This is a genomic window from Neisseria sp. MVDL19-042950, assembly GCF_030504625.1.
Taxonomy (GTDB): domain Bacteria; phylum Pseudomonadota; class Gammaproteobacteria; order Burkholderiales; family Neisseriaceae; genus Neisseria.
Map to the genome: position 1 here is coordinate 90,554 of NZ_JAUKWH010000007.1, position 22,931 is coordinate 113,484.

At 49.1% G+C, this 22,931-nt stretch carries 19 protein-coding genes, 2 tRNA genes and 1 riboswitch; of the genes, 16 read left to right on the forward strand and 5 right to left on the reverse strand.

From position 1 onward, the window contains the following. The first annotated feature begins 299 nt into the window (after window positions 1-299). Window positions 300-1,823 (forward strand): threonine ammonia-lyase, biosynthetic, encoded by a 1,524-nt coding sequence (gene ilvA / locus Q0X97_RS07840; protein WP_302066813.1) that lies wholly within the window; start codon window positions 300-302, stop codon window positions 1,821-1,823. A 73-nt stretch (window positions 1,824-1,896) separates the two neighbouring features. Here the strand turns inward: ilvA and tgt are convergent, their stop codons facing one another. Next, window positions 1,897-3,009: a tRNA guanosine(34) transglycosylase Tgt gene (gene tgt / locus Q0X97_RS07845; RefSeq protein ID WP_302066782.1), complete on the reverse strand. Its 1,113-nt coding sequence runs from the start codon at window positions 3,007-3,009 to the stop codon at window positions 1,897-1,899. 126 nt (window positions 3,010-3,135) lie between these two features. Between tgt and Q0X97_RS07850 the strand changes: the two genes are divergently transcribed. The 11 genes from Q0X97_RS07850 to prfA all read left to right on the forward strand — a co-directional run bounded on the left by Q0X97_RS07850 (window position 3,136) and on the right by prfA (window position 12,304). After that, window positions 3,136-3,212 (forward strand) — tRNA-Val (locus tag Q0X97_RS07850). Window positions 3,213-3,286: 74 nt separating this feature from the next. Beyond that, window positions 3,287-5,200, forward strand: a complete 1,914-nt coding sequence (thrS, locus tag Q0X97_RS07855) for a threonine--tRNA ligase (protein WP_302066783.1) — start codon at window positions 3,287-3,289, stop codon at window positions 5,198-5,200. Window positions 5,201-5,214: 14 nt separating this feature from the next. After that, window positions 5,215-5,739, forward strand: coding sequence for a translation initiation factor IF-3 (infC, locus tag Q0X97_RS07860; protein ID WP_085390216.1), 525 nt, complete (start codon window positions 5,215-5,217; stop codon window positions 5,737-5,739). Between the two features lie 147 nt (window positions 5,740-5,886). Next, window positions 5,887-6,084, forward strand: a complete 198-nt coding sequence (rpmI, locus tag Q0X97_RS07865) for a 50S ribosomal protein L35 (RefSeq protein WP_004284178.1) — start codon at window positions 5,887-5,889, stop codon at window positions 6,082-6,084. 11 nt (window positions 6,085-6,095) lie between these two features. After that, window positions 6,096-6,452 carry a 50S ribosomal protein L20 gene (gene rplT, locus Q0X97_RS07870; protein WP_085390217.1) on the forward strand — a complete coding sequence of 119 codons (357 nt, stop codon included), beginning with the start codon at window positions 6,096-6,098 and terminating at the stop codon, window positions 6,450-6,452. A 357-nt stretch (window positions 6,453-6,809) separates the two neighbouring features. After that, window positions 6,810-7,796: a phenylalanine--tRNA ligase subunit alpha gene (gene pheS, locus Q0X97_RS07875; protein WP_302066784.1), complete on the forward strand. Its 987-nt coding sequence runs from the start codon at window positions 6,810-6,812 to the stop codon at window positions 7,794-7,796. Between the two features lie 115 nt (window positions 7,797-7,911). Beyond that, complete coding sequence (gene pheT, locus Q0X97_RS07880) at window positions 7,912-10,275, forward strand: phenylalanine--tRNA ligase subunit beta (RefSeq protein WP_302066785.1); 2,364 nt, start codon at window positions 7,912-7,914, stop codon at window positions 10,273-10,275. A gap of 74 nt (window positions 10,276-10,349) precedes the next feature. Then, window positions 10,350-10,652, forward strand: a complete 303-nt coding sequence (locus tag Q0X97_RS07885) for an integration host factor subunit alpha (RefSeq protein ID WP_054598949.1) — start codon at window positions 10,350-10,352, stop codon at window positions 10,650-10,652. Continuing rightward, the gene (locus Q0X97_RS07890) at window positions 10,636-10,968 is read left to right on the forward strand and encodes a hypothetical protein (RefSeq protein ID WP_085390219.1); all 333 of its coding nucleotides are present in this window, start codon (window positions 10,636-10,638) and stop codon (window positions 10,966-10,968) included. Before Q0X97_RS07885 ends, Q0X97_RS07890 begins: the two co-directional genes overlap by 17 nt. A 35-nt stretch (window positions 10,969-11,003) precedes the next feature. Further along, window positions 11,004-11,080, forward strand: a tRNA-Pro gene (locus Q0X97_RS07895). A gap of 147 nt (window positions 11,081-11,227) precedes the next feature. Continuing rightward, window positions 11,228-12,304 carry a peptide chain release factor 1 gene (prfA, locus tag Q0X97_RS07900; RefSeq protein ID WP_302066786.1) on the forward strand — a complete coding sequence of 359 codons (1,077 nt, stop codon included), beginning with the start codon at window positions 11,228-11,230 and terminating at the stop codon, window positions 12,302-12,304. 92 nt (window positions 12,305-12,396) lie between these two features. Here the strand turns inward: prfA and thiC are convergent, their stop codons facing one another. From thiC to Q0X97_RS07915, 3 genes are all read right to left on the reverse strand, one after another. After that, window positions 12,397-14,271 carry a phosphomethylpyrimidine synthase ThiC gene (gene thiC, locus Q0X97_RS07905; RefSeq protein WP_302067702.1) on the reverse strand — a complete coding sequence of 625 codons (1,875 nt, stop codon included), beginning with the start codon at window positions 14,269-14,271 and terminating at the stop codon, window positions 12,397-12,399. 89 nt (window positions 14,272-14,360) lie between these two features. Next, a riboswitch (TPP riboswitch) is annotated at window positions 14,361-14,459 on the reverse strand. Window positions 14,460-14,532: 73 nt separating this feature from the next. After that, window positions 14,533-15,786, reverse strand: coding sequence for a glutamyl-tRNA reductase (gene hemA / locus Q0X97_RS07910; RefSeq protein ID WP_302066788.1), 1,254 nt, complete (start codon window positions 15,784-15,786; stop codon window positions 14,533-14,535). A gap of 178 nt (window positions 15,787-15,964) precedes the next feature. After that, entirely contained in the window at window positions 15,965-17,002 is a 1,038-nt protein-coding gene (locus Q0X97_RS07915) for a sensor histidine kinase (RefSeq protein WP_302066789.1), read from the reverse strand. A 54-nt stretch (window positions 17,003-17,056) separates the two neighbouring features. Here Q0X97_RS07915 and argH point away from each other — a divergent pair, with 54 nt between their 5' ends. Beyond that, window positions 17,057-18,436 (forward strand): argininosuccinate lyase, encoded by a 1,380-nt coding sequence (gene argH / locus Q0X97_RS07920; RefSeq protein WP_302066790.1) that lies wholly within the window; start codon window positions 17,057-17,059, stop codon window positions 18,434-18,436. A 308-nt stretch (window positions 18,437-18,744) separates the two neighbouring features. Then, complete coding sequence (locus tag Q0X97_RS07925; protein WP_302066791.1) at window positions 18,745-19,263, forward strand: DUF2478 domain-containing protein; 519 nt, start codon at window positions 18,745-18,747, stop codon at window positions 19,261-19,263. 83 nt (window positions 19,264-19,346) lie between these two features. Here the strand turns inward: Q0X97_RS07925 and serC are convergent, their stop codons facing one another. Beyond that, window positions 19,347-20,453, reverse strand: coding sequence for a phosphoserine transaminase (gene serC / locus Q0X97_RS07930; RefSeq protein WP_302066792.1), 1,107 nt, complete (start codon window positions 20,451-20,453; stop codon window positions 19,347-19,349). 501 nt (window positions 20,454-20,954) lie between these two features. Between serC and rimP the strand changes: the two genes are divergently transcribed. Beyond that, window positions 20,955-21,386: a ribosome maturation factor RimP gene (gene rimP, locus Q0X97_RS07935; protein ID WP_302066793.1), complete on the forward strand. Its 432-nt coding sequence runs from the start codon at window positions 20,955-20,957 to the stop codon at window positions 21,384-21,386. Window positions 21,387-21,424: 38 nt separating this feature from the next. Continuing rightward, window positions 21,425-22,921, forward strand: a complete 1,497-nt coding sequence (gene nusA, locus Q0X97_RS07940; RefSeq protein ID WP_302066794.1) for a transcription termination factor NusA — start codon at window positions 21,425-21,427, stop codon at window positions 22,919-22,921. Window positions 22,922-22,931 lie beyond the last annotated feature (10 nt).

Here is a 22,931-nt window from a genome sequence, read left to right on the forward strand (position 1 = left end):
TGTGTTGCAAAACCCCTAACGTTGAACGATCCCGTCTCTCCAATTAGGAATAACAGACAGGTTGCAATAGGGTAACGTTTTGCTTGGCGAGCAAACATTATACCTATTAATACTTTCATTTGTTAAGATTTTTCTTGATTTCAGACGGCCTGCGGGGTATGGTTTGGGCTTTGTTGCATTTGTCTTTAAACAAAGAGCATAAACCGGTTTAAACGGCAGCCGTTGTGCGAGATAGGGCGGCCGGATTCAGCCGCATCGTAAAGTGTTGTTTTATCCTTTTGATTAGAAAAATATTCATGATGAACACTCCTTCTTATTCCGATTACCTGATCCGCATTCTGACTTCTTCTGTGTACGACGTGGCGGTTGAAACGCCGCTGGAACCCGCCCGCGGTTTATCGCGCCGTGCCAACAATAATATTTTGCTCAAGCGTGAAGATTTGCAGCCTGTGTTTTCATTCAAAATACGCGGGGCATACAACAAAATGGCCAAATTGCCCCGAGAGGCGCTTGCCCGCGGCATTATTGCGGCCAGTGCGGGAAACCATGCTCAAGGTGTTGCGATGTCTGCCCAGAAACTGGGTTGCCGCGCCGTGATTGTGATGCCCGAAACCACGCCGCAGATTAAAGTGGATGCCGTCAGAAACCGCGGCGGCGAAGTGGTGCTGAAAGGCGTTTCGTTCAACGATGCTTACGACCATGCCGTTAAATTGGCCGAAGAGCAAAAGCTCACCTATATCGCCCCGTTTGACGATCCGGATGTGATTGCCGGCCAAGGCACCATCGGTATGGAAATCCTGCGCCAGAAACCCAACGAAATAGATGCTATTTTTGTGCCCATCGGCGGCGGCGGGCTGGCAGCCGGAGTAGCGGCATTTATCAAACAAGTCCGCCCGGAAATCAAAATCATCGGTGTGCAGACTAACGATTCCTGCTGTATGAAAATTTCTATCGCCCAAGGCGAGCGTGTGGAGCTGAAAGATGTCGGCCTGTTTTCAGACGGCACCGCAGTAAAGCTGGTGGGCGAGGAAACTTTCCGTATCTGCCGTGATTTGCTTGACGACATCATTACCGTGCATACCGATGCCATTTGCGGGGCGATTAAAGATATTTTTGACGACACCCGCAGCATTATGGAGCCCGCCGGTGCATTGGCTTTGGCAGGTTTGAAAGCCTATATCGCACGCAACCGGGCCGAAGGAGAAACTTTGGTGGCAGTAACCAGCGGAGCCAATATGAACTTTCACCGCTTGCGCCATGTGTCGGAACGTAGCGAGCTTGGGGAAGGCCATGAAGGTATTTTTGCCGTGTCGATTCCTGAAAAACCCGGTAGCTTTCTGAAGTTCATCAATGTGTTGGGGAACCGCAATATCACGGAATTCAACTACCGTTACGGCGACGATGAGATTGCACATATTTTCGTCGGTGTTCAGACGGCCGGCACGCAGGACTTGGCCAAAATCAGTGCGGAACTTACTGCCGCAGGATTACCGAATACCGATTTGACTGATGATGAAATTGCCAAAATCCATATCCGCTACATGGTTGGCGGCCGTACGCACAAAGTGGAGAGCGAGCGGGTTGTCAGCTTCGAGTTTCCGGAGCGTCCCGGGGCTTTGGCGCGATTCTTAAGCCATATGCGCACAGGGTGGAATATTACTTTGTTCCACTACCGTAACCATGGTGCGGATTACGGCAGGGTGTTGGTCGGTGTGGATGTGCCGCCGCAGGATAATCAGGCATTTGAAGATTTTCTGGATAATTTGGGCTATGTCTATGAAGACGAAACCCATAATGCCGCATATAAGCTGTTTTTGAGTTGAGAAAGTAAGTTTGGCAAAGGCCGTCTGAAACTTTTCAGACGGCCTTGTTTGATTTGACGGTTTAAGCGGTAAGTTAAACACCGCGTGCACGGTTTTCGTGAAATCGGGCTTGCCAGTCCGCAAATTTTCCCTGCTCGATGGCTTCGCGCATTTCGGCCATTAAAGTTTGATAATAGTGCAAATTATGGATGGTATTCAGTTGCGCCCCTAAAATTTCGCCGGCACGGTGCAGATGGTGCAGATAAGAGCGGCTGAAATTCCGGCAGGCATAGCAAGTGCAGGTTTCATCTATCGGTCGGGTATCCAGTTTGTGTTTCGCATTTTTGATTTTCAAATCGCCGAAACGGGTAAACAGCCAGCCGTTGCGGGCATTGCGCGTAGGCATCACACAGTCGAACATGTCTACACCGTGTGCCACACCGTATACCAAATCTTCGGGGGTGCCCACACCCATCAAATAATGGGGTTTGTGTTCGGGCAGAATAGGGCCGACGGCACGTAACATGCGGTACATTTCAGGTTTGGGCTCGCCTACGGAAAGCCCGCCGATGGCCAATCCGGGAAAATCGAATTGTTCCAAGCCTTTTAAAGATTCCTCGCGTAAGTCTTCATACATTGCGCCTTGTACAATACCGAAAAGCGCATTGGGGTTGTTTAAATCTTCAAAAGCTTTTTTAGAACGTTCCGCCCAGCGTAAGCTCATTTGCAGCGATTTTTGAGCCTGAGAGTGAGAGGCTTCTCCCGGGGTGCATTCGTCAAGCTGCATCACGATATCGGAGTTCAATACGGTTTGGATTTTCATCGAAATTTCAGGAGAAAGGAACAGCCTGTCGCCGTTAATCGGGCTTTTAAAGGTGCATCCTTCCTCCGTCAGTTTGCGCATGTCCGAAAGGGAGAAAACTTGAAAGCCGCCCGAGTCGGTAAGAATCGGTTTGTCCCAACCGATAAAATGATGGAGACCGCCGAATTGTTCGATTACTTCCAAGCCGGGGCGCAGCCACAAATGATAAGTGTTGCCTAAAATAATCTGCGCTTTGATATCGTGCAGATTTTGGGGAGTCATGGCTTTGACTGATCCGTAAGTGCCGACGGGCATGAAAACCGGCGTTTCTATTTTGCCGTGATTCAATTCCAAGGTGCCGCGCCGGGCATGCCCGTCTTTTTTATGCAAAGTAAATTTCAACATGGTTGTTGCAAAGTAGATTCAAAACAGGCGCAATTATAGCGGAATTCTTTCCAGGTCGTCTGAAAAGAACAGGCCGCAGCTTGCCAACGGCTTTTGCAATCAGATACAATTTATAACTTATTTTGCAGGCACGTAGCTCAGTTGGTTAGAGCACCACCTTGACATGGTGGGGGTCGTTGGTTCGAATCCGATCGTGCCTACCATCTTTTATTTGAAAACAACAAAAACGAAAGGTTTGTTTTTGTTGTTTGTTGCATTTATCGGTTTGGAGTCGTACATGCTTAATATTACCTTGCCCGACGGTTCGATCCGTCAGTTTGAAGCCCCGGTTTCCGTTTACGACGTAGCGGCTTCTATCGGCACGGGTCTGGCAAAAGCCACGGTTGCCGGCAAGGTAAACGGGAAGTTGGTGGATGCTTGCGATCTGATTAAAGAAGATGCGCAAGTACAGATCATTACGCCCAAAGATCCCGAAGGCGTGGAAATTATCCGCCACTCTTGTGCGCATTTGATAGGCCATGCCGTCAAGCAGCTTTATCCTGAAGCCAAAATGGTTATAGGTCCCGTTATTGAAGATGGCTTTTACTATGATATAGCGACGGATAAGCCTTTTACGCCGGAGGACGTTGCTAAAATCGAAGCACGCATGAAAGAGTTGATCGCCCAAGACTATAATGTGATTAAGGTAATGACTCCCCGTGCAGAAACCGTCGATACGTTTAAAGAGCGCGGCGAAGAATACAAATTACGCCTGATTGAAGATATGCCCGAAGTAGAAGCCATGGGTTTGTATCATCATCAAGAATACGTCGACATGTGCCGTGGTCCGCACGTGCCCAATACCCGTTTTCTGAAAAACTTTAAATTAACGAAGTTGGCCGGAGCTTACTGGCGCGGTGACAGCAATAACGAAATGTTGCAGCGTATTTATGGCACGGCTTGGGCGACGAAAGATGATTTAAAAGCCTATATCACTCGTATGGAGGAAGCCGAAAAGCGCGACCATCGGAAGTTGGGTAAGCAGCTTGATCTGTTCCACCTTCAAGATGAGGCTCCCGGCATGGTGTTTTGGCACCCCAAAGGTTGGGCTTTGTGGCAAACCATTGAGCAGCACATGCGCAAGGAGCTGAATGCAGCGGGTTATAAAGAAGTTAAAACGCCGCAGATTATGGATAAAACCTTTTGGGAGCGTTCGGGCCACTGGCAAAACTATAAAGACAATATGTTTACCACTCAGTCGGAAAAACGTGAATATGCCGTTAAGCCGATGAATTGTCCGGGGCATGTGCAGATTTTCAATCATGGGCTGCGCTCTTATCGCGATTTGCCGATGCGCTTGGCAGAGTTTGGTTCTTGCCATCGCAATGAACCTAGTGGCGCATTGCATGGTCTGATGCGTGTTCGCGGATTTGTGCAAGACGATGCGCATATTTTCTGTACGGAAGATCAAATCGTTGCAGAATCACGTGCCTTCAATGAACTTTTAATGCGTATTTACAAGCAATTCGGGTTCAATGACGTATCGGTTAAATTGTCATTGCGTCCGGAGCAACGCGCAGGTTCGGATGAGGTTTGGGATAGGGCCGAAAGCGGTTTGCGTGAAGCATTGACTGCTTGTGGTGTCGAATGGGAAGAATTGCCCGGTGAAGGAGCGTTCTATGGCCCTAAAATTGAATATCACATTAAAGATGCCATCGGTCGTTCTTGGCAATGCGGAACCTTACAGTTGGATTTCGTCTTGCCTGAGCGGTTGGATGCGGAATACGTTACTGAAAACAACGATCGTGCCCGCCCTGTGATGCTGCATCGTGCAATTTTAGGTTCGTTAGAGCGGTTCATTGGCATTCTGATTGAAAACCATGCAGGTTCTTTCCCGCTTTGGCTGGCTCCGGTTCAGTTGGTAATTATGAATATTACCGAACATCAGGCTGAGTACTGTCGTGAAGTGGCTGAAAAATTGAAAGAAGAAGGCTTCCGGATTGAATTAGACTTACGTAACGAAAAAATCGGTTACAAAATCCGCGACAACAGCCAGTACCGTTTCCCTTACCAAATCGTTGTTGGTGAGAAAGAAAAGCAAGAAAACAAAGTGGCCGTGCGCCGCAAAGCAGAAGACTTAGGCTCGTTGGATTTGGGTGATTTCATTGCACATCTCAAGCAGGAAATCGCTATGGCCTTAGTTAATCATTAATTTTTAAAAGGAGTATTGTCATCGCTCAAGAACGCGAAGCACGAATCAATGGTGAAATAACAGCCAAAGAAGTGCGATTAATCAGTGGTTCAGGCGAACAGCTTGGTGTTGTGTCTGTCCGTGAAGCTTTGGCTATGGCCGAAGAGCAGGACGTGGATTTGGTGGAGATTTCACCCACTGCCAAGCCGCCTGTGTGTAAACTCATGGATTTTGGTAAATATAAATACCAACAAGCGAAAAAACGCGACGAGGCTAAAAAGAAGCAGAAATTGGTGCAGATTAAGGAAATTAAATTCCGTCCGGGCACCGATGAGGGTGATTACAACATCAAAATGCGCAATATCAACCGCTTTTTGGAAGATGGCGACAAAGTAAAAGTAACTTTGCGTTTCCGTGGACGCGAAATGGCCCATCAGCAATTGGGTGCTCAGTTACTGGAGCGGGTGAAAGAAGATTTGGCCGAAGTTGGCACTGTTGAGCAATTTCCTAAAATGGAAGGCCGCCAAATGGTTATGATGATTGCGCCTAAAAAGAAATAAAGTTATAATTTTCAACTTGCCTTGATTTGCCGTGCAGGGCAAGTTTAACTCGGCGGCAAAAACCGTGATATAGGGGCCTCAAGTGTTTTGGCTTAATGGTTCGAAATCCCCTTATATCTTATCTAATAAATGATATGGAGTATTCCCATGCCTAAAATGAAAACCAAGTCGGGCGCTAAAAAACGCTTTAAAGTACTGGGTAACGGCGGTGTGAAACGCGCTCATGCGTTTAAGCGTCACATCCTGACCAAAAAAACCACCAAAAACAAACGTCAATTGCGCGGTACCTCAATGGTAAATGAACGCGATTTGGCTTCTGTTGCTAAAATGTTGCCCTACGCTTAAGGAGTTAGAATATGCCACGCGTAAAACGCGGTGTAACCGCACGTGCCCGTCACAAAAAAGTATTAGCGTTAGCCAAAGGCTATCGTGGTCGTCGTAAAAATGTCTACCGTGTTGCTAAGCAAGCGGTAATGAAGGCTGGTCAATATGCTTACCGTGATCGCCGTCAGCGCAAACGTCAATTCCGTCAACTGTGGATCGTGCGCATCAACGCAGGTGCTCGTGAAAATGGTTTGTCTTACAGCAAATTCATGAACGGTTTGAAACGTGCTGCTATTGAAATCGACCGTAAAGTATTGGCTGACTTGGCAGTATTTGATAAAGCTGCTTTCACTCAGCTGGTTGAAAAAGCTAAAGCTGCTTTGGCTTAATACTTTTGAGAATTTAAAAGGAAACTTCGGTTTCCTTTTTTTTATGGCTGTTTATTTCATCGGACATCTAGAACAAGTAATGTAGATTTTTGTTTAGACTGCTGTTTTTTCGGTGCAATTTGCGTTACAATGCTTAGCTTTCGAAGTGAAACGGAAAGCCTTAAGCAGGCTGTCTGAATCTGTTTTCAGACGGCCTTGTTATTTAGTGTCCGTTGTTGGATGCTATATTAAGCCAAAATAAAGCACTAAGAAATGATGGTGCTGGCATCAATTACAGTAGGATAGTGGCGGCAACAGATTGATAAATGGTTTTGCTTTGCCATAACTTGAACAACTGATAAAACGAATCAAAACATCATGGAAAATGTAAACCGTATTGTTGCAGAAGGTATCGCCGCTATAGAGGCAGCGGCGGATTTCAATGTGCTGGAACAAGTAAAAGCCCGTTATTTGGGTAAAACCGGTGAGTTGACCGGCCTTCTGAAAACTTTAGGCCAAATGTCTCCGGAAGAGCGTAAAACCATCGGTGCGCATATCAATGAATGTAAAAACCAGTTTCAGACGGCCTACAACCAAAAGCGTGATGCTTTGAACGAGGCTAAATTGCAGGCACAGCTGGCAGCAGAATCGTTGGATGTTACGCTGCCCGGGCGCAGTCAAAGCAACGGAGGGTTGCATCCAGTTACCTTGACCTTGCAACGTGTGGTCGAGCTGTTTCACGGTATGGGTTTTGAAGTGGCGGATGGCCCGGAAATCGAAGATGATTTCCATAATTTCCAAACGCTTAATATTCCTCAAAATCATCCTGCCCGTGCAATGCAAGATACTTTTTACGTCGAAAATGGTGATGTGTTGCGTACCCACACTTCCCCAATTCAAATCCGTTACATGCTGGATAAAAAGGAACCTCCTATCCGCATCATTGCTCCCGGCCGTGTGTACCGCGTCGATTCGGATGCTACACATTCGCCGATGTTCCATCAGGCCGAAGGTTTGTGGGTGGAAGAGGGTGTAACCTTTGCCGATTTGAAGGCTGTTTTTACTGATTTTATTCGTCGCTTTTTTGAACGCGATGATTTGCAAGTGCGTTTCCGTCCTTCCTTCTTCCCCTTTACCGAGCCTTCCGCCGAAATCGATATCATGGGCGAGCGCGGTTGGTTGGAAGTTGGCGGGTGCGGCATGGTGCATCCTAACGTATTGAAAAATGTAAATATCGACTCCGAAAAATATACCGGTTTTGCTTTTGGTATCGGATTGGATCGTTTTGCCATGTTGCGTTACGGTGTAAACGATTTGCGCTTGTTTTTTGATAATGATCTGAATTTCTTAAAACAATTTAAATAAGATTGTTTTTCCATTATTTTCAGACGGCCTTACAGATGAGGCCGTCTGAAAAACAGTCTACAAATATGAGCCGTTTCAGACGGCACTGTATAAGCATTTATTTAAAGAGACGATCATGCAATTTTCTTATCATTGGTTAAAAACACAGGCTCAGACTGAGTTGTCTGCCGAGGACATGGCTCATACCTTGACCATGGCCGGTTTGGAAGTGGAAGAAGCTGAAACTGCTGCACCAGCTTTCAATGGTGTGGCAATTGCTGAAGTGAAAGCAGTAGAAAAACATCCTGATGCCGACCGGCTGAACGTAACCCAAGTCGATGCCGGCACAGGCGAGCTGATTCAGATTGTCTGCGGTGCGCCGAATGTGAAACCCGGCATCAAAGTACCGTGTGCTTTGCCGGGAGCGGTGTTGCCGGGTAATTTTAAAATCAAGCCTACCAAAATGCGCGGACAAACTTCTAACGGTATGTTGTGTTCTTCCAAAGAATTGGGCTTGCCTGAAGACGGTGTGGACGGTTTATTGATTTTGCCTGCGGATGCTCCGGTTGGGCAAAATATCCGTGATTATTTGGATTTTGACGATACCGTTTTTACGCTGAAAATCACGCCCAATAGAGCCGATTGCCTCAGCATCAAAGGATTGGCCCGCGAAGTGGCGGCATTGACGCAATGCAATAATGTGCCGGTTGCTATTCAGACGGCCTCAATAAACAGCGACAGAATCCAGCCTGTACGTATTGATGCACCGGAGGATTGTGGCCGTTTTATCAGTCGTGTGATTGAAAATGTGAACGCTAAGGCAATTACGCCGGATTGGATGAAACAACGTCTGGTACGTAGCGGCATTCGTTCTGTTTCGGCATTGGTAGATATCGGCAATTATGTGATGCTGGAGCTGGGTCAGCCCATGCATGTTTTTGATGCCGACAAATTGAACGGCAGCATTATTGTCCGCCGTGCACAAAACGGTGAAACATTGGCATGCCTGAATGAAAAAAACGTTGTTTTGGCTGACAATACGTTGGTTATCGCCGATGAAAAAGGTGTATTGAGCATGGCCGGTTTGATGGGGGGCGAGGCAAGCGCGGTTTCGGACGATACGAAGAATATTATTTTGGAATCAGCTTATTTTGCACCTGAAATCATTGCCGGCAAATCACGTCAATACGGTTTCGGTTCGGATTCTTCTTTCCGCTTCGAGCGGGGAGTGGATTGGCAACTCCAAGCCGATGCCATTGAGCGTGCCACACAATTGATAGTAGATATTTGCGGCGGTTCGGTTGGTGTGATGACTGAAGCCGTGGGTACGTTGCCTGTAAGGAAAAAAGTGCAGGTCCGTCTGAATCGGGTAGAAAAAGTATTGGGCGTGAAAGTGGCTGCCGAGCAAGTGCAGACTATTTTGCAGCATTTGGGTTTGAACCCTGTCGCTATTGCGGAAGGTTTTGAAGTAACCGCACCGAGTTTCCGTTTCGATATCGAAATTGAAGCCGATTTGATTGAAGAAATCGCCCGTGTTTACGGCTACGAAAATGTTCCCGATGATTACACTTCAGGCCGTCTGAAAATGATGGCGCTGCCCGAAACCCGCCGTCCGCGGTTTGACGTTTACCGCCAACTGGCTGCACGCGGCTATCAGGAAGTGGTGAGCTACGCTTTCGTTAATGAACAGTGGGAGCAGGATTTCGCTGCCAACGGTAATCCTATCCGCCTGCAAAACCCGTTGGCTGCACAATACAGCGTGATGCGCTCAACACTTATCGGTGGTTTGGTGGAGATCCTGCAAAACAATCTCAACCGCAAACAAAACCGTGTACGCGTGTTTGAAATCGCCCGAGTGTTCAGCAAAGATTCAGACGGCCGTTTTGTACAAAACGAACGCATCGGCGGCTTGGTTTATGGTACTGCCGAACCTGAACAATGGGGGGTAAAAGCACGCCCTGCAGATTTTTATGATGTCAAAGCCGATGTGGAATCGTTGCTGGCAGGTAAAACAGTATCGTTTGTGAAAGCCGAGCATCCTGCCCTGCATCCGGGGCGGACTGCTGAGATTGTTTTAGACGGCAAAGTGATTGGTTTTATAGGGGAACTGCATCCGAAATGGTTGCAGAAATATGACCTGCCGCAGGCTGCGTTGGTGTTCGAGTTGGATATGGCTGCTGTGACGGAGGCGGAAAAAGTGGCATACAAGCCCGTTTCAAAATTCCAGCCTGCCCGTCGCGATTTGGCGTTCGTGATGCCTGAAAACATGACTCATGATGATTTGTTGGCGGTATTGCGTAGCGTCGGCAGCAAATTGATTCAAGAAATCAGCGTTTTTGATGTGTATCGCGGAACAGGGTTGCCGGAAGGTATGAAGAGTATGGCGGTAAAAGTGATTTTACAGGATGCCGAGGCAACTTTAACGGATGAAGTGGTAGAGTCTGTAATGAGCAAGTTGGTGGCTGCCGCTGAAGCTGCAGGAACGCAACTACGTTGTTAAAAAAATATATATTCGCTTGAATTCTAAACGAAAATTGGTAATAATTCGCAGTGTTAAAAAACGAAGGTAATAAAATGACATTAACTAAAGCAGAACTGGCTGACATTTTGGTGGAAAAAGTAAGCAGCGTCACCAAAAACGATGCCAAAGAAATCGTCGAACTCTTTTTTGAAGAAATCCGTGCTACGTTGGCTCGTGGTGAAGAAATCAAAATTTCCGGCTTCGGTAATTTCCAGTTGCGCGATAAACCGCAACGTCCCGGACGCAACCCGAAAACCGGAGAAGAAGTTCCGATTACCGCCCGCCGCGTAGTGACTTTCCATGCTAGCCAAAAACTCAAAGGCATGGTGGAGCATTACTATGACAAACAACGCTAACGCAACCGTATTGCCAGTTATTCCCGCAAAGCGCTATTTCACACTTGATGAAATGTGTGAATTGGTGCAAATCAGTCCTGCCCAGTTTGCTCAGTGGCAGCATGAAAACGGTATGGTTATCGGTTACGGCGGTGATCGCTACACCCGCTTGGATGTAGTGAAACTGCGTAAGTTGAAAGACACTTTTGCGCCGTTTGTGGACGAGTTTAATCATAATGCTTTGGATGCGGACGGAAACCCCGCTATTCAGGCGGATGAGATGCGTGCCGAGCTGCAAAAATTGTTGGCCGGAATCGAAAAAACGCTTGCCAGTTAGATGATGTGATTCTATAATCGCGTCTTTCCTTGAGTCGGAGTGTGGCGCAGTCTGGTAGCGCACTTGCATGGGGTGCAAGGGGTCGAAGGTTCGAATCCTTTCACTCCGACCAAAAGATACTAAAAGTCAGCTACTTGAACTAGCTGGCTTTTTTATTGCATCGGATTTGCAGTTTGTCTGTTACAAAGCCATTAAATAAACCGACATTGGTTTTCAAAAGGGCAGGTTTTTTTAAAACGGCCTTTTTTCGGAAAATATCATGAAACCATCTATTTTAGAAAAATTACAACAACTTGCCGAAAGGCTGGAAGAGGTAACCCATCTGTTGGGTACACCGGAAGTTACCGACGATATGGATAATTACCGCAAGCTCACGCGCGAGCATGCGGAGATTACGCCTATGGTGGAAGTATTCCAAAAATACCGTCAGGCTCAGAGTGATTTGGCGGATGCGGAAGAAATGCTCTCGGATCCGGAGATGAAAGAGTTTGCCGCTGAAGAAATCGAAGCCGCCAATGCGCAGATAGAAACGCTGGAAACCGAATTGCAAAAGTTGTTGCTGCCTAAAGATGAAGATGACGATAAAAACATTTTCATCGAAGTGCGTGCCGGTACCGGCGGAGATGAGGCGGCTTTGTTTGCCGGAGATCTGCTGCGTATGTACAGCCGTTTTGCCGAGCGTAACCGCTGGCAGGTGGAAATTGTGTCTGCCAATGAAAGTGATTTGGGTGGTTATAAAGAAGTGATTGCCCGTATCGTGGGGTTGGGCGCATACAGCAAGCTCAAGTTTGAATCGGGCGGGCATCGCGTACAGCGCGTTCCTGCAACCGAAAGCCAAGGGCGTATCCATACTTCGGCTTGTACGGTTGCCGTGATGCCTGAGGCGGACGAGCTGGAAGAAATCCAGTTGAATCCGGCCGATTTGCGCATCGACACCTTCCGTGCTTCGGGTGCGGGCGGACAGCACATCAATAAAACCGATTCCGCCGTACGGATCACCCACTTGCCGACCGGTATGGTGGTGGAGTGTCAAGACGGGCGTTCGCAACACAGCAATAAAGCTCAGGCAATGAAAGTATTGGCTGCCCGTTTGAATGATGCCCGGAAGCGCGAAGCTCAAGCCAAAGAAGCCGCCGAGCGTAAGAGCTTAATCGGCAGCGGCGACCGCAGTGAGCGTATCCGTACTTATAACTATCCGCAAGGCCGTGTTACCGACCATCGCATCAATCTGACCCTGCATAAACTGGATTTTATTATGGACGGGGACTTGGAAGAATTAACCGGTGCGTTACTGGCCGAACATCAGGCCGAGCAGTTGGCCAGTATGGGCGATTAATCAGGCATCTTGTTGATGGTTGAAGAGGCCGTTTGAAAGAGTGGTTTTCAGACGGCCTGATGAATCAGTATCAGCTTATTTGCTTTGCTTCATTAGCTATAAATCTCAGCACCTTTCTTCATAAACTCAATCGCTTTTTCTTCCATGCCTTTTTGCGCGGCGGCGTAGTCGCGCACTTCCTGCGTGATTTTCATCGAGCAGAATTTGGGGCCGCACATCGAGCAGAAGTGGGCGATTTTTGCGCCTTCCGCCGGCAGGGTTTGGTCGTGGTAGCTTTCGGCGCGTTCGGGGTCGAGGCCGAGGCGGAACTGGTCGCGCCAGCGGAATTCAAAGCGGGCTTTCGATAAGGCGTTGTCGCGCAACTGCGCACCCGGCCAGCCTTTGGCAAGGTCGGCGGTGTGGGCGGCCAGTTTGTAGGTGATGATGCCGGTGCGCACGTCTTCTTTGTCAGGCAGGCCCAAATGTTCTTTCGGGGTTACGTAACACAGCATGGCCGTGCCGTACCAGCCGATATTGGCCGCACCGATGCCCGAAGTGATGTGGTCGTAGCCGGGGGCAATATCGGTAACCAGCGGGCCGAGCGTGTAGAACGGCGCTTCAAAGCAGTGTTGCAGCTCTTCGGTCATGTTTTGTTTTACGCGTTGCAGCGGCACATGGCCGGGGCCTTCGATCATCACTTGCACATCATGTTTCCACGCTTTGGCAGTGAGTTCGCCCAGCGTGTGCAGTTCGCCGAACTGCGCGGCATCGTTGGAATCGGCAATGCAGCCGGGGCGCAGGCCGTCGCCGAGGCTGAACGACACGTCGTAAGCCTTCATAATTTCGCAGATTTCGTCGAAATGGGTGTAGAGGAAGTTTTCCTGATGGTGCGCCAAACACCATTTCGCCATAATCGAACCGCCGCGCGACACGATGCCGGTGATGCGGTCGGCAGTCAGCGGCACATAACGCAGCAGTACGCCCGCATGGATGGTGAAATAATCCACGCCTTGCTCGGCCTGCTCGATTAAGGTGTCGCGGAACAAATCCCACGTCAGGTCTTCGGCCACCCCGCCCACTTTTTCCAATGCCTGATAAATCGGCACGGTGCCGATGGGCACGGGCGCGTTGCGGATAATCCATTCGCGCGTTTCGTGAATATGCGCGCCGGTGGACAAATCCATAATCGTGTCGGCACCCCAGCGCAGCGACCACACCATTTTTTCCACTTCCTCTGTGAGCGAGGAAGTAACGGCGGAGTTGCCCAAGTTGCCGTTGATTTTCACGCGGAAATTGCGGCCGATAATCATCGGTTCCAGCTCGGGGTGGTTGATGTTGGCAGGGATAATCGCGCGGCCGGCGGCGATTTCGCTGCGCACAAACTCGGGCGTGATTTGGTCGGGATGGGTGGGCAGGTTTGCGCCGAACGATTCGCCGGCATGCTGCTTGATGATTTTGGCGTAACGCGGGTCGCGCCAGATTTCTTCCATTTTCATGCGCTCGCGCAAGGCGACAAACTCCATCTCCGGCGTGATGATGCCTTGGCGTGCATAGTGCATTTGGGTTACGTTTTTACCCGCTTTGGCTCGGCGCGGCTGGGTGATTTGGTTGAAACGCAGGTGGGCGGTTTTCGGATCGTGGGCGCGTTCAAGGCCGTATTCGCTCGACAAACCGGGCAGGATTTCCGTGTCGCCGCGTTCGTTTATCCATGCGCCGCGTACATCGGGCAAGCCTTGTTTGAGGTCGATTTTGGCCGACGGGTCGCCGTACACGCCGCTGGTATCGTATACCGGAATCGGCGGGTTCGGCTCGCGGCCTTTGTCGGTTACGGTGTCGTCTTGGGCGATTTCGCGCAGCGGCACGCGGATGTCGTCGCGGCTGCCTTGCAGATAGATTTTGGTGGAGTTCAGATAGGCAAACTGAATGCCTAAATCATGGGAAAGCTGGTCGAGTTGCTTGGCTTCGTTGCCGGTGGTTTTAACAGCCATAAAAATGCTCCTGTTTCTCAAATGGTGAACGAAACAGGAGCGGTGTTCGGATTTCAGACGGCCTGTGTATCTGCTTTGAGGCCGTCTGAAAATATACGCTGAAAACTCCCCACGCAAGTATTACCTTGTTCGGGTATAAAGGGTAACTCTCAGCCGCACAAAAAAGTGCAGCACCCCTGTTTCTTTGGAGGCGATTAAAGCATGGATACGGAATACTGGCAAGCGGGCGATGGGCCGAATGTTGGTTTTCAGACGGCCTGATTATTTCTTATGCTTCAAATGATAGATTTGGGCGACGGCATCAACCAAACCGCTGTCTTGCGATGTGGCTTTGTTGAGCGTGCGTGTGGGCGAATGCAGCAGCTTATTGGTGAGTTGCACGGAAAGACGTTCCAGCACTTCTTCGGGCGGCGTGCCTTTTGCCAGTTGTTTCATTGCGTTTTCAAGCACGTAACGGCGGGCACGTTCTCCTTCATCGCGCAGGGCAAGAATTAAGGGAACGCTTTGGCGGCTTTGTTGCCATTCGATGAATTCGGCCACTTTTTCCTCAACCATCGTTTCGGCTGCTGCGGCGGCTTTCTGGCGGGCTTCTTTGCCGGTTTGGACAATATTCATCATATCGTCTACCGTATAAAGATAAGCGTCGTTCAGCTCGCCCACTTCAGCTTCGATGTCGCGGGGCACGGCAAGGTCAAGCATGAAAACCGGCATATGGTGGCGTTTTTTGAGTGCACGTTCCACCATGCCTTTGCCGACGATGGGCAGTTGGCTGGCGGTAGATGATACGATGACATCGTAGTCGTGGAGAATATCGGGCAATTCGGCCAACAGGCAGGGTTCGGCGTTGACACCGAGTTTTTCGCATAATTCTTGCGCACGCGGCAAAGTGCGGTTGGCAACGGTCATCAGTTTGGGGTTTCGGGCGGCAAAATATGTGGCCACCAGCTCAATCATCTCGCCCGCTCCGATAAACAACACATTTAATTCGTCGATCGAGGGAAAAATCTGTTCGGCCATTTTCACGGAAGCGGCGGCCATGGAAACGGAATTTTCGCCAACCGCCGTACCGGTGCGGATTTCTTTGGCAACGGAGAAGGTTTTCTGAAACAAGGCGTTGAGCCAAGTATCCATGCATCCCTGTTCTTGTGCCACACGCACGGCATCTTTGATTTGGCCGAGAATTTGCGGTTCTCCCAAAACCATCGAATCCAGCCCGCAGGCTACGCGGAAAGCGTGGCGGATGGTGTCGTAGCTGTTGAGCGTATAGAGGTACGGACGGATTTCCGCAACGGGCAGTTTGTGATATTCCGCCAGCCATTCGATAATGCGTTCCGCCTCGCCGACGCAATAAAGCTCGGTACGGTTGCAAGTGGAAAGGATAACGGCTTCTTGGGCGGCTTGGCTGGTTTTGAGCGCACTTACGGCATCGGGCAGCCCTGCTGCGGCAAACGCAAGTTTTTCGCGTATGCTCAGCGGCGCGGTTTGATGGTTGAGTCCGACAGCGGTAAGTTGCATTGTGATGGGTGGGTGAAATGTGCGTAAGAAGTCCGCTATTATAGCTCAAATGGCGATTGAAAAAACAGTTTGGGTCGATAGATATAATCTCTTGCAAACGGCCCAAACCGGTATTTTTCCGATATGAAAAGGCCGTCTGAAAGAAAAGGGTTTTCAGACGGCCTTCGAGGTGCGGCGGTCAACCGAACAGTTTTTTCAGATCGGAAGATTTTTTGCGGTATGGCAGGCGGATGTCGACACGGAAAATACCGTCGAACTGGCGGCTTTTGATTTGTGCGTCATTGTCGTACATCAGAGACAACCGTTCGCGCAAGTTGCGCAAGGCCATGGAGTTGCCTTTGTGCGGTTTGGCATTTTCTTCACTTTCGGTCGGCACGTAGGGATTTTCGACGCGGATATAAATCCAGTGTTTCTGGCGGGTGGTCAGCACTGAAATACAGCCGGGGCGGTGGGTGGATTCAATGCCGTGGAAAACCGCATTTTCCAGCAAGGGCTGCAACAGCAGATGGGGGGTTTCCGCATCATCGGGGGCATGGTGCTGCCACATCACCTGAACACGGGTGTGGCCCATACGGATTTGCTCGATGGCGATATATTCTTGCGCCCACTCGATTTCCTGTCCCAGCGTGCTGCTTTGGCTGCCGTCGCGCAATTGTGCGCGGAAGAGGTTGGCCAGATTTTCAAGCAGGGTTTCCGCGTCGTAAGGGCGCAGGCGGATCAAGCTGATGGCGGCATTCAAACTGTTGAATAAAAAATGCGGGCGGATACGGGCGGTTAGTGCACTCAGCCGTGCTTCCGAAAGAGACGGCACAAGGCTGTAACGGCGGGCGGCCTCTATGTACATATAGCTCAATGAAAAAATATTGAACAGGAAAAAATGCTGCCAGAAATTCGGGCGCTCGCCCAACAGCACATAATCGATAAGGGTGAAAAGCAGCAAGTTGCCCAAATGGACAATCAGCACGACATATTTCGATTCGTATAAACGCGGCATCGAGATGCCGAGCAAATAGCCTTTAATCAAAATGGCTAGCAGGGTGGGAGCAACCCAAGCCGCATGTGTATAAAGCTGGTCGAAATAACTTTCGGACGAACCGCTAACCAGCGGGAACAGCAGCAGCGCGATAACGCAGGCGAGCATCAGGCGCGAAATGGTGCCGAAATTCCGCAAATCGGGAACTACGAACCAAGACAGTATTTGGCGTATAATGGTCATCTGCAACAAACTCTCTAAATAGGCAATTATTGTAATAATAGTGGATGAATATATATGAATGACAACAAAACTTGGTCGGGGCGTTTCAATGAACCTGTTTCTGAGCTGGTAAAGAAATATACCGGCTCAATTGATTTCGACAAACGTCTGGCAAAGTGGGATATTCAAGGCTCGTTGGCTCATGCCCAAATGCTGCAACAGGCGGGGGTGTTGAGTGCGGAAGACCTTAATGCCATCAATCGGGGAATGGAAGAGATTATAACAGAAATTAACAATGGCAAGATGCAATGGTCGCTGAATTTGGAAGATGTCCACATGAATATTGAGCGCCGCCTAACCGATAAAATCGGCGATGCCGGCAAGCGGCTGCATACGGGTCGTAGCCGCAACGACCAAGTGGCAACCGACATCCGCTTGTGGTTGCGTGATGAGATTACACAAATTCAGTTGCTTATTCAGAGTTTGCAGAGTTCTTTGCTGGATTTGGCGGAACAGAACGCCGATGTGGTAATGCCCGGTTTTACCCATTTGCAAGTGGCGCAGCCGGTGAGTTTCGGGCATCACATGTTGGCTTATGTGGAAATGCTGGGGCGCGATTACGAGCGCATGGCCGACTGTCGCAAACGTGTCAACCGGATGCCGTTGGGAGCCGCTGCATTGGCGGGAACCACTTATCCGGTTCGCCGTGAAATCACTGCTGAATTGCTGGGCTTCGAGCAAATCTGCCAGAATTCGCTCGATGCGGTATCCGACCGCGATTTTGCGATTGAATTTACCGCGGCTGCCAGCTTGGTAATGGTGCATTTGTCGCGTTTGAGCGAAGAGTTGATATTGTGGATGAGCCCGCGTTTCGGTTTTATTGATATTGCCGACCGTTTTTGCACCGGCTCTTCCATCATGCCGCAGAAGAAAAACCCCGATGTGCCCGAGTTGGTGCGAGGCAAGGCCGGCCGTGTGATCGGGCATCTTACCGGTTTGATTATGTTGATGAAGTCGCAGCCGTTGGCTTATAACAAAGACAATCAGGAAGACAAAGAACCGCTGTTTGATACGGTAGATACCTTGGTCGATACCCTGCGTATTTACGCCGATATGATGCGCGGCGTAACCGTGAAGCCTGAAAATATGCGCGCCGCAGTGATGCAAGGCTTTGCCACGGCTACCGACTTGGCCGATTATTTGGTGAAGAAAGGTATGCCGTTCCGTGACAGCCACGAAGTAGTTGCCCAAGCAGTACGTTATGCGGATGAGCAAGGTGTGGATTTGAGTGAGTTACCGTTGGAAGTGCTGCAAGGTTTTTCCGATTTGATCGAGGCAGACGTTTATGACGTGCTGACTCCCGAAGGCAGTTTGAACGCCCGCAATCATTTGGGCGGTACTTCTCCGCAGCAGGTGCGTTTCCAAGTGCGGCGTTGGCGTGATTTGTTGGCCTGATTTGGTATTCGGAAGATGGTAAGCGCGTTCTTGGGAATGCGCTTTTTGTTTTCAGACGGCCTTATTGTTCTTTAGGCTTATTTCAGACGGCCTGAGCGGACGGGTATAGTAATAAAACCATGAAACTTAACCTTTCCCTCGTCTAGACTCTAAGAAGATGGTTTTGTGAACTGTTCATATGGCAACAAAATCGGTTTGGTTGCGATTTCCGCCGTTTGCAGTTCGTCGCCTCGTGTGAAAGATTCATTCCGTTGCCGTAACGGATAATTGTTTAAATGCGGAATACGATAGCTGTGAGAAATGAACCGATGTATTTAGCCGCCATTGTTCATGATGAAGATTCAAGCACGGCCCAGAAGGTTTTGGATGCCTGTATAGGCCGTCTGAAAGCACAAGGGGTATGCGTGCAGGGGCTGAATAATGCGGTTTATGTTCGGGAAGACGGCTGCACCGATAAATGCGTGATGTCGTTAGATGGGTTGCATACCTATTTGATTTTCCAAGATTTGGGAACCGAGTCGCAATCTTGCCGTCTGAACCCTGCCGTGCTGGCGGAAGCGGCAACGGTTTTGCATGAGGCGCGGTCGAACCGGCCCGATTTGGTTATCATCAACCGTTTTGGCGTGGTTGAGGCACGCGGCGAAGGGTTGGTACAGGAGTTTGCCGATTTGGTTTCAGACGGCCTGCCGGTACTGACTTTGTTGAACCGAAAATATTTGCGGCAATGGCAGGAGTTTACCGGCGGAATGGCTGAAATATTGCCGGCCGAAGAAGCTGCCGTGAACGATTGGCTGCGTCGTATCGGCGTGATTGCCGGCAGATGGTAAGCATTGTGTGAATCGGTAAGATACTTGCCATATAAAACAGGCCGTCTGAAAAGATGTTTTCAGACGGCCTGCATGCATGCAGGTTAACCGTAACGGCGTTGGAATTCCTGCATAAAATCAATCAGGGCTTCAACGCCTTGTAGAGTCATGGCATTGTAAATACTGGCGCGCATGCCGCCCATGGATTTGTAGCCGCGTAAGAGCCGCAGGCCGCGGGTGGTGGATTCTTGGGCAAACAATTCGTCCAATTCTTTGTTGCCGGTGTGGAAAATAACGTTCATTTTAGAACGTGCACCCGGATGTACATTATTGATATAGAAGCCGCCGCTGTTATCAATCGCTTCATACAGGGTTTTGGCTTTCAACGTGTTAATGGTTTCCATTTGTTCCACGCCGCCTTGTGATTGCAACCAGCGGAAAACCAAGCCGGAAATATAAATCGGGTAAGTGGCCGGAGTGTTGTACATGCCTTGCCTTTCAATGTGCGATTTATAATTCCACACATCGGGAATACGGTCTGAACAGCGCTCAAGCAAGTCTTCGCGGATAATCACGATGGTCGCACCGGAGGGGCCGATGTTTTTCTGCGCTCCGGCATAGATAACGCCGAAATCGCTCACATTGATGCGGCGGGACAAAATCTCGCTCGACATATCGCATACCAGCGGCGGCATGTCGTCTCCGAGTTTAGGTACTTCGCGGTATTGCAGGCCGTGCACGGTTTCATTGATAACAAAATGTACGAAAGCCGAATCTTTGCCGATATCCCAAGAATTAACCGGCGGCAGATTGGTGTAATTGAACAGAGCGCCGCCATCGGCTGCCAAATGAATTTCCGCGTCGGAAAGTTTGCCCATTTGCGAGTGGGCAATGGCCGACCAGTTGCCCGTGATCACAGAATCCACCCGTTTGAAGCCGTTAGCCAGATTCATTACCACCATGTTAAATTGAGAGCTGGCTCCGCCTTGTAAAAACAATACTTTATAGTTGTCAGGAATATTCATTAACTGCCGTAAATCCTGTTCGGCATGGTAAAGGATACTCATAAATACATCGGAACGGTGGCTCATCGTCATCACGGAGAAACCGGTACCGTTGTAATCAAACATTTCACTTTGGGCGGTGCGTAATACGGACTCGGGGAGAATGGCAGGGCCGGCTGAAAAATTATAAATCGGAGTAGGAAGCATAAGATGGTAACCTCAGAGGTAAAGTAATTTGGCCGAACAACGCCCGCTGCCCGGAATATACATAAATTAATGACGGATTCTAGTCTTCCGATTGCCTTTCCGCAAGCCGGCCAGTCATATTTTTCAAACAATTTGGCAAAATCCCGTTTAGTGAATAATTGAATATTGATATATAATTTTTCTATTTTTAAATATATAAACACTAGAATATATATTTAATTTAGTGGAATTACCTATTTTATTTAAACAAGACTATTTGTTTGCCCTTTATGCATTGTGAAATGAGAGTAAGCATGGCGGCGTGCGTGAAAACATAATTTGTTTAATAATAAATGTTTTCAGACGGCCTTGATTGCTATCGGGTTGCCGACCGGAAGCCGGCCGTCTGAAAATGACGTTAAATTGGCACTTTTCTTTTACAGATAAAAAAGTTATAATAAGAAAATTTTTCGGATTTCAGGAAAAATGGCCACGGGGCCATTTTTTTGTTTTTGGAGCAATATGGACATTCAAAATATTCTCGACAAAACCCTGCCGGGGTTGGGATATGAACTGGTTGATTTCGAATTGACCGCTCAAGGCGATTTGCGCGTATTTATCGACAAAGAAGGCGGTATCACAGTAGAAGACTGTGCAACCGTGAGCAATCACCTGAGCCGTTTGTTTTTGGTGGAAGACATTGATTACAAACGTTTGGAAATTTCCAGTCCGGGTTTGGACCGCCCGTTGAAAAAAGCCGCCGACTTCGTACGTTTTGCAGGGCAGCAGGCCAAAATCAAAACCCGCTTGCCGATTGAAGGACAGAAAAACTTTATTGGCCGCATTGAAGGATGTGAAAACGATGTCGTGCGTATTTCGTTTGACGGCAAAACCGCCGACATCGAAATCAGCAATATAGATAAAGCGCGCCTGCGCCCAGAATTTAATTTTTAAAAATACAAAATATTAATATTTAACGGAGAATTTAAATAATGAGTCGCGAAATGTTACAGTTGGCCGAAGCCTTGGCCAGTGAGAAAAACGTAGACCCCGAAGTGGTTTTCAGTGCGCTTGAATTTGCACTCAGTACCGCTGCCAAGAAAAAAGCCAACCGCGAACATATGGATGTGCGCGTGGAAATCGACCGCCATACCGGTGAATACAGCACATTCCGCCGTTGGTTGATTGTGGCCGACGAAGACTATACCTATCCGGACGTAGAAAAAACCATCGAAGAAATCCAAGAAGAAATTCCGGGTACTGCCATTCAAATCGGCGAATATTATGAAGAGCCGATGGAAAACGAAGGTTTCGGCCGCCAAGCCGCCCAAACTGCCAAACAGATTATTCTGCAACGCATTCGAGATGCGGAGCGCGAGCAAATTTTGGAAGAATTTTTGGCTCGTAAAGAAGATATCGTGATGGGTACGGTAAAGCGCGTCGAGCGTCACGGTGCCATCATCGAAATCGGTAAGCTGGATGCTTTGCTGCCGCGCGACCAAATGATTCCACGCGAAAATTTCCGCAACGGCGACCGCGTGCGCGCTCTGTTTTTGCGGGTAGACGAAATCGGTGCGTCAGGCCGCAAGCAAGTGATTTTGAGCCGTACTTCGCGTGATTTTCTGGTGAAACTGTTTGCCATGGAAGTGCCTGAAATCGAAGACGGTTTGTTGGAAATTAAAGAAGCCGCCCGCGACCCCGGCCACCGTGCCAAAATCGCCGTTAAAGCAAATGACCAACGTATCGACCCGCAAGGCACCTGTATCGGCGTGCGCGGTTCCCGTGTGAATGCGGTAACCAACGAGCTTTCTGGCGAGCGCATCGACGTTGTGTTGTGGTCTCCCGAAACCGCCCAGTTTGTGATTAACGCATTATCACCCGCCGAAGTAACCCGCATCCTGATTGACGAAGACAAGCATGCGGTAGATGTCGTGGTTGCCGAAGACCAATTGGCGCTGGCCATCGGTCGCGGCGGACAAAACGTGCGCTTGGCGGCTGACTTGACCGGTTGGCAGTTGAACATTATGACGGTTGCCGAAGCCGAAGAACGCAACGCTGCCGAAGATGCGGCCATCCGCAATCTGTTTGTCGAGCATCTGAATGTGGACGAAGAAACCGCCGACATTCTTTTACAAGAAGGTTTTGCCACTTTGGAAGAAGTAGCCTATGTGCCTGCTGCCGAATTGCTGGAAATTGAAGGTTTTGACGAAAACACCGTAGAAACCCTGCGTAACCGTGCGCGCGACGCGATTCTGACGTTGGCTATTGCATCTGAAGAAAAACTGGAAGATGTAGAAGAAGATATGCGTAATCTCGACGGTATCGATCAAGACATGTTGCGTGATCTGGCTCAGGCCGGCATTACCACGCGCGACGATCTGGCTGAACTGGCGGTAGACGAATTGATTGAAATTACCGGAGTAAGCGAGGAAGAAGCCAAGAAAGTGATTTTGGCAGCCCGCGAACATTGGTTTACCGAAGAAAACTAAGGGGGTAATA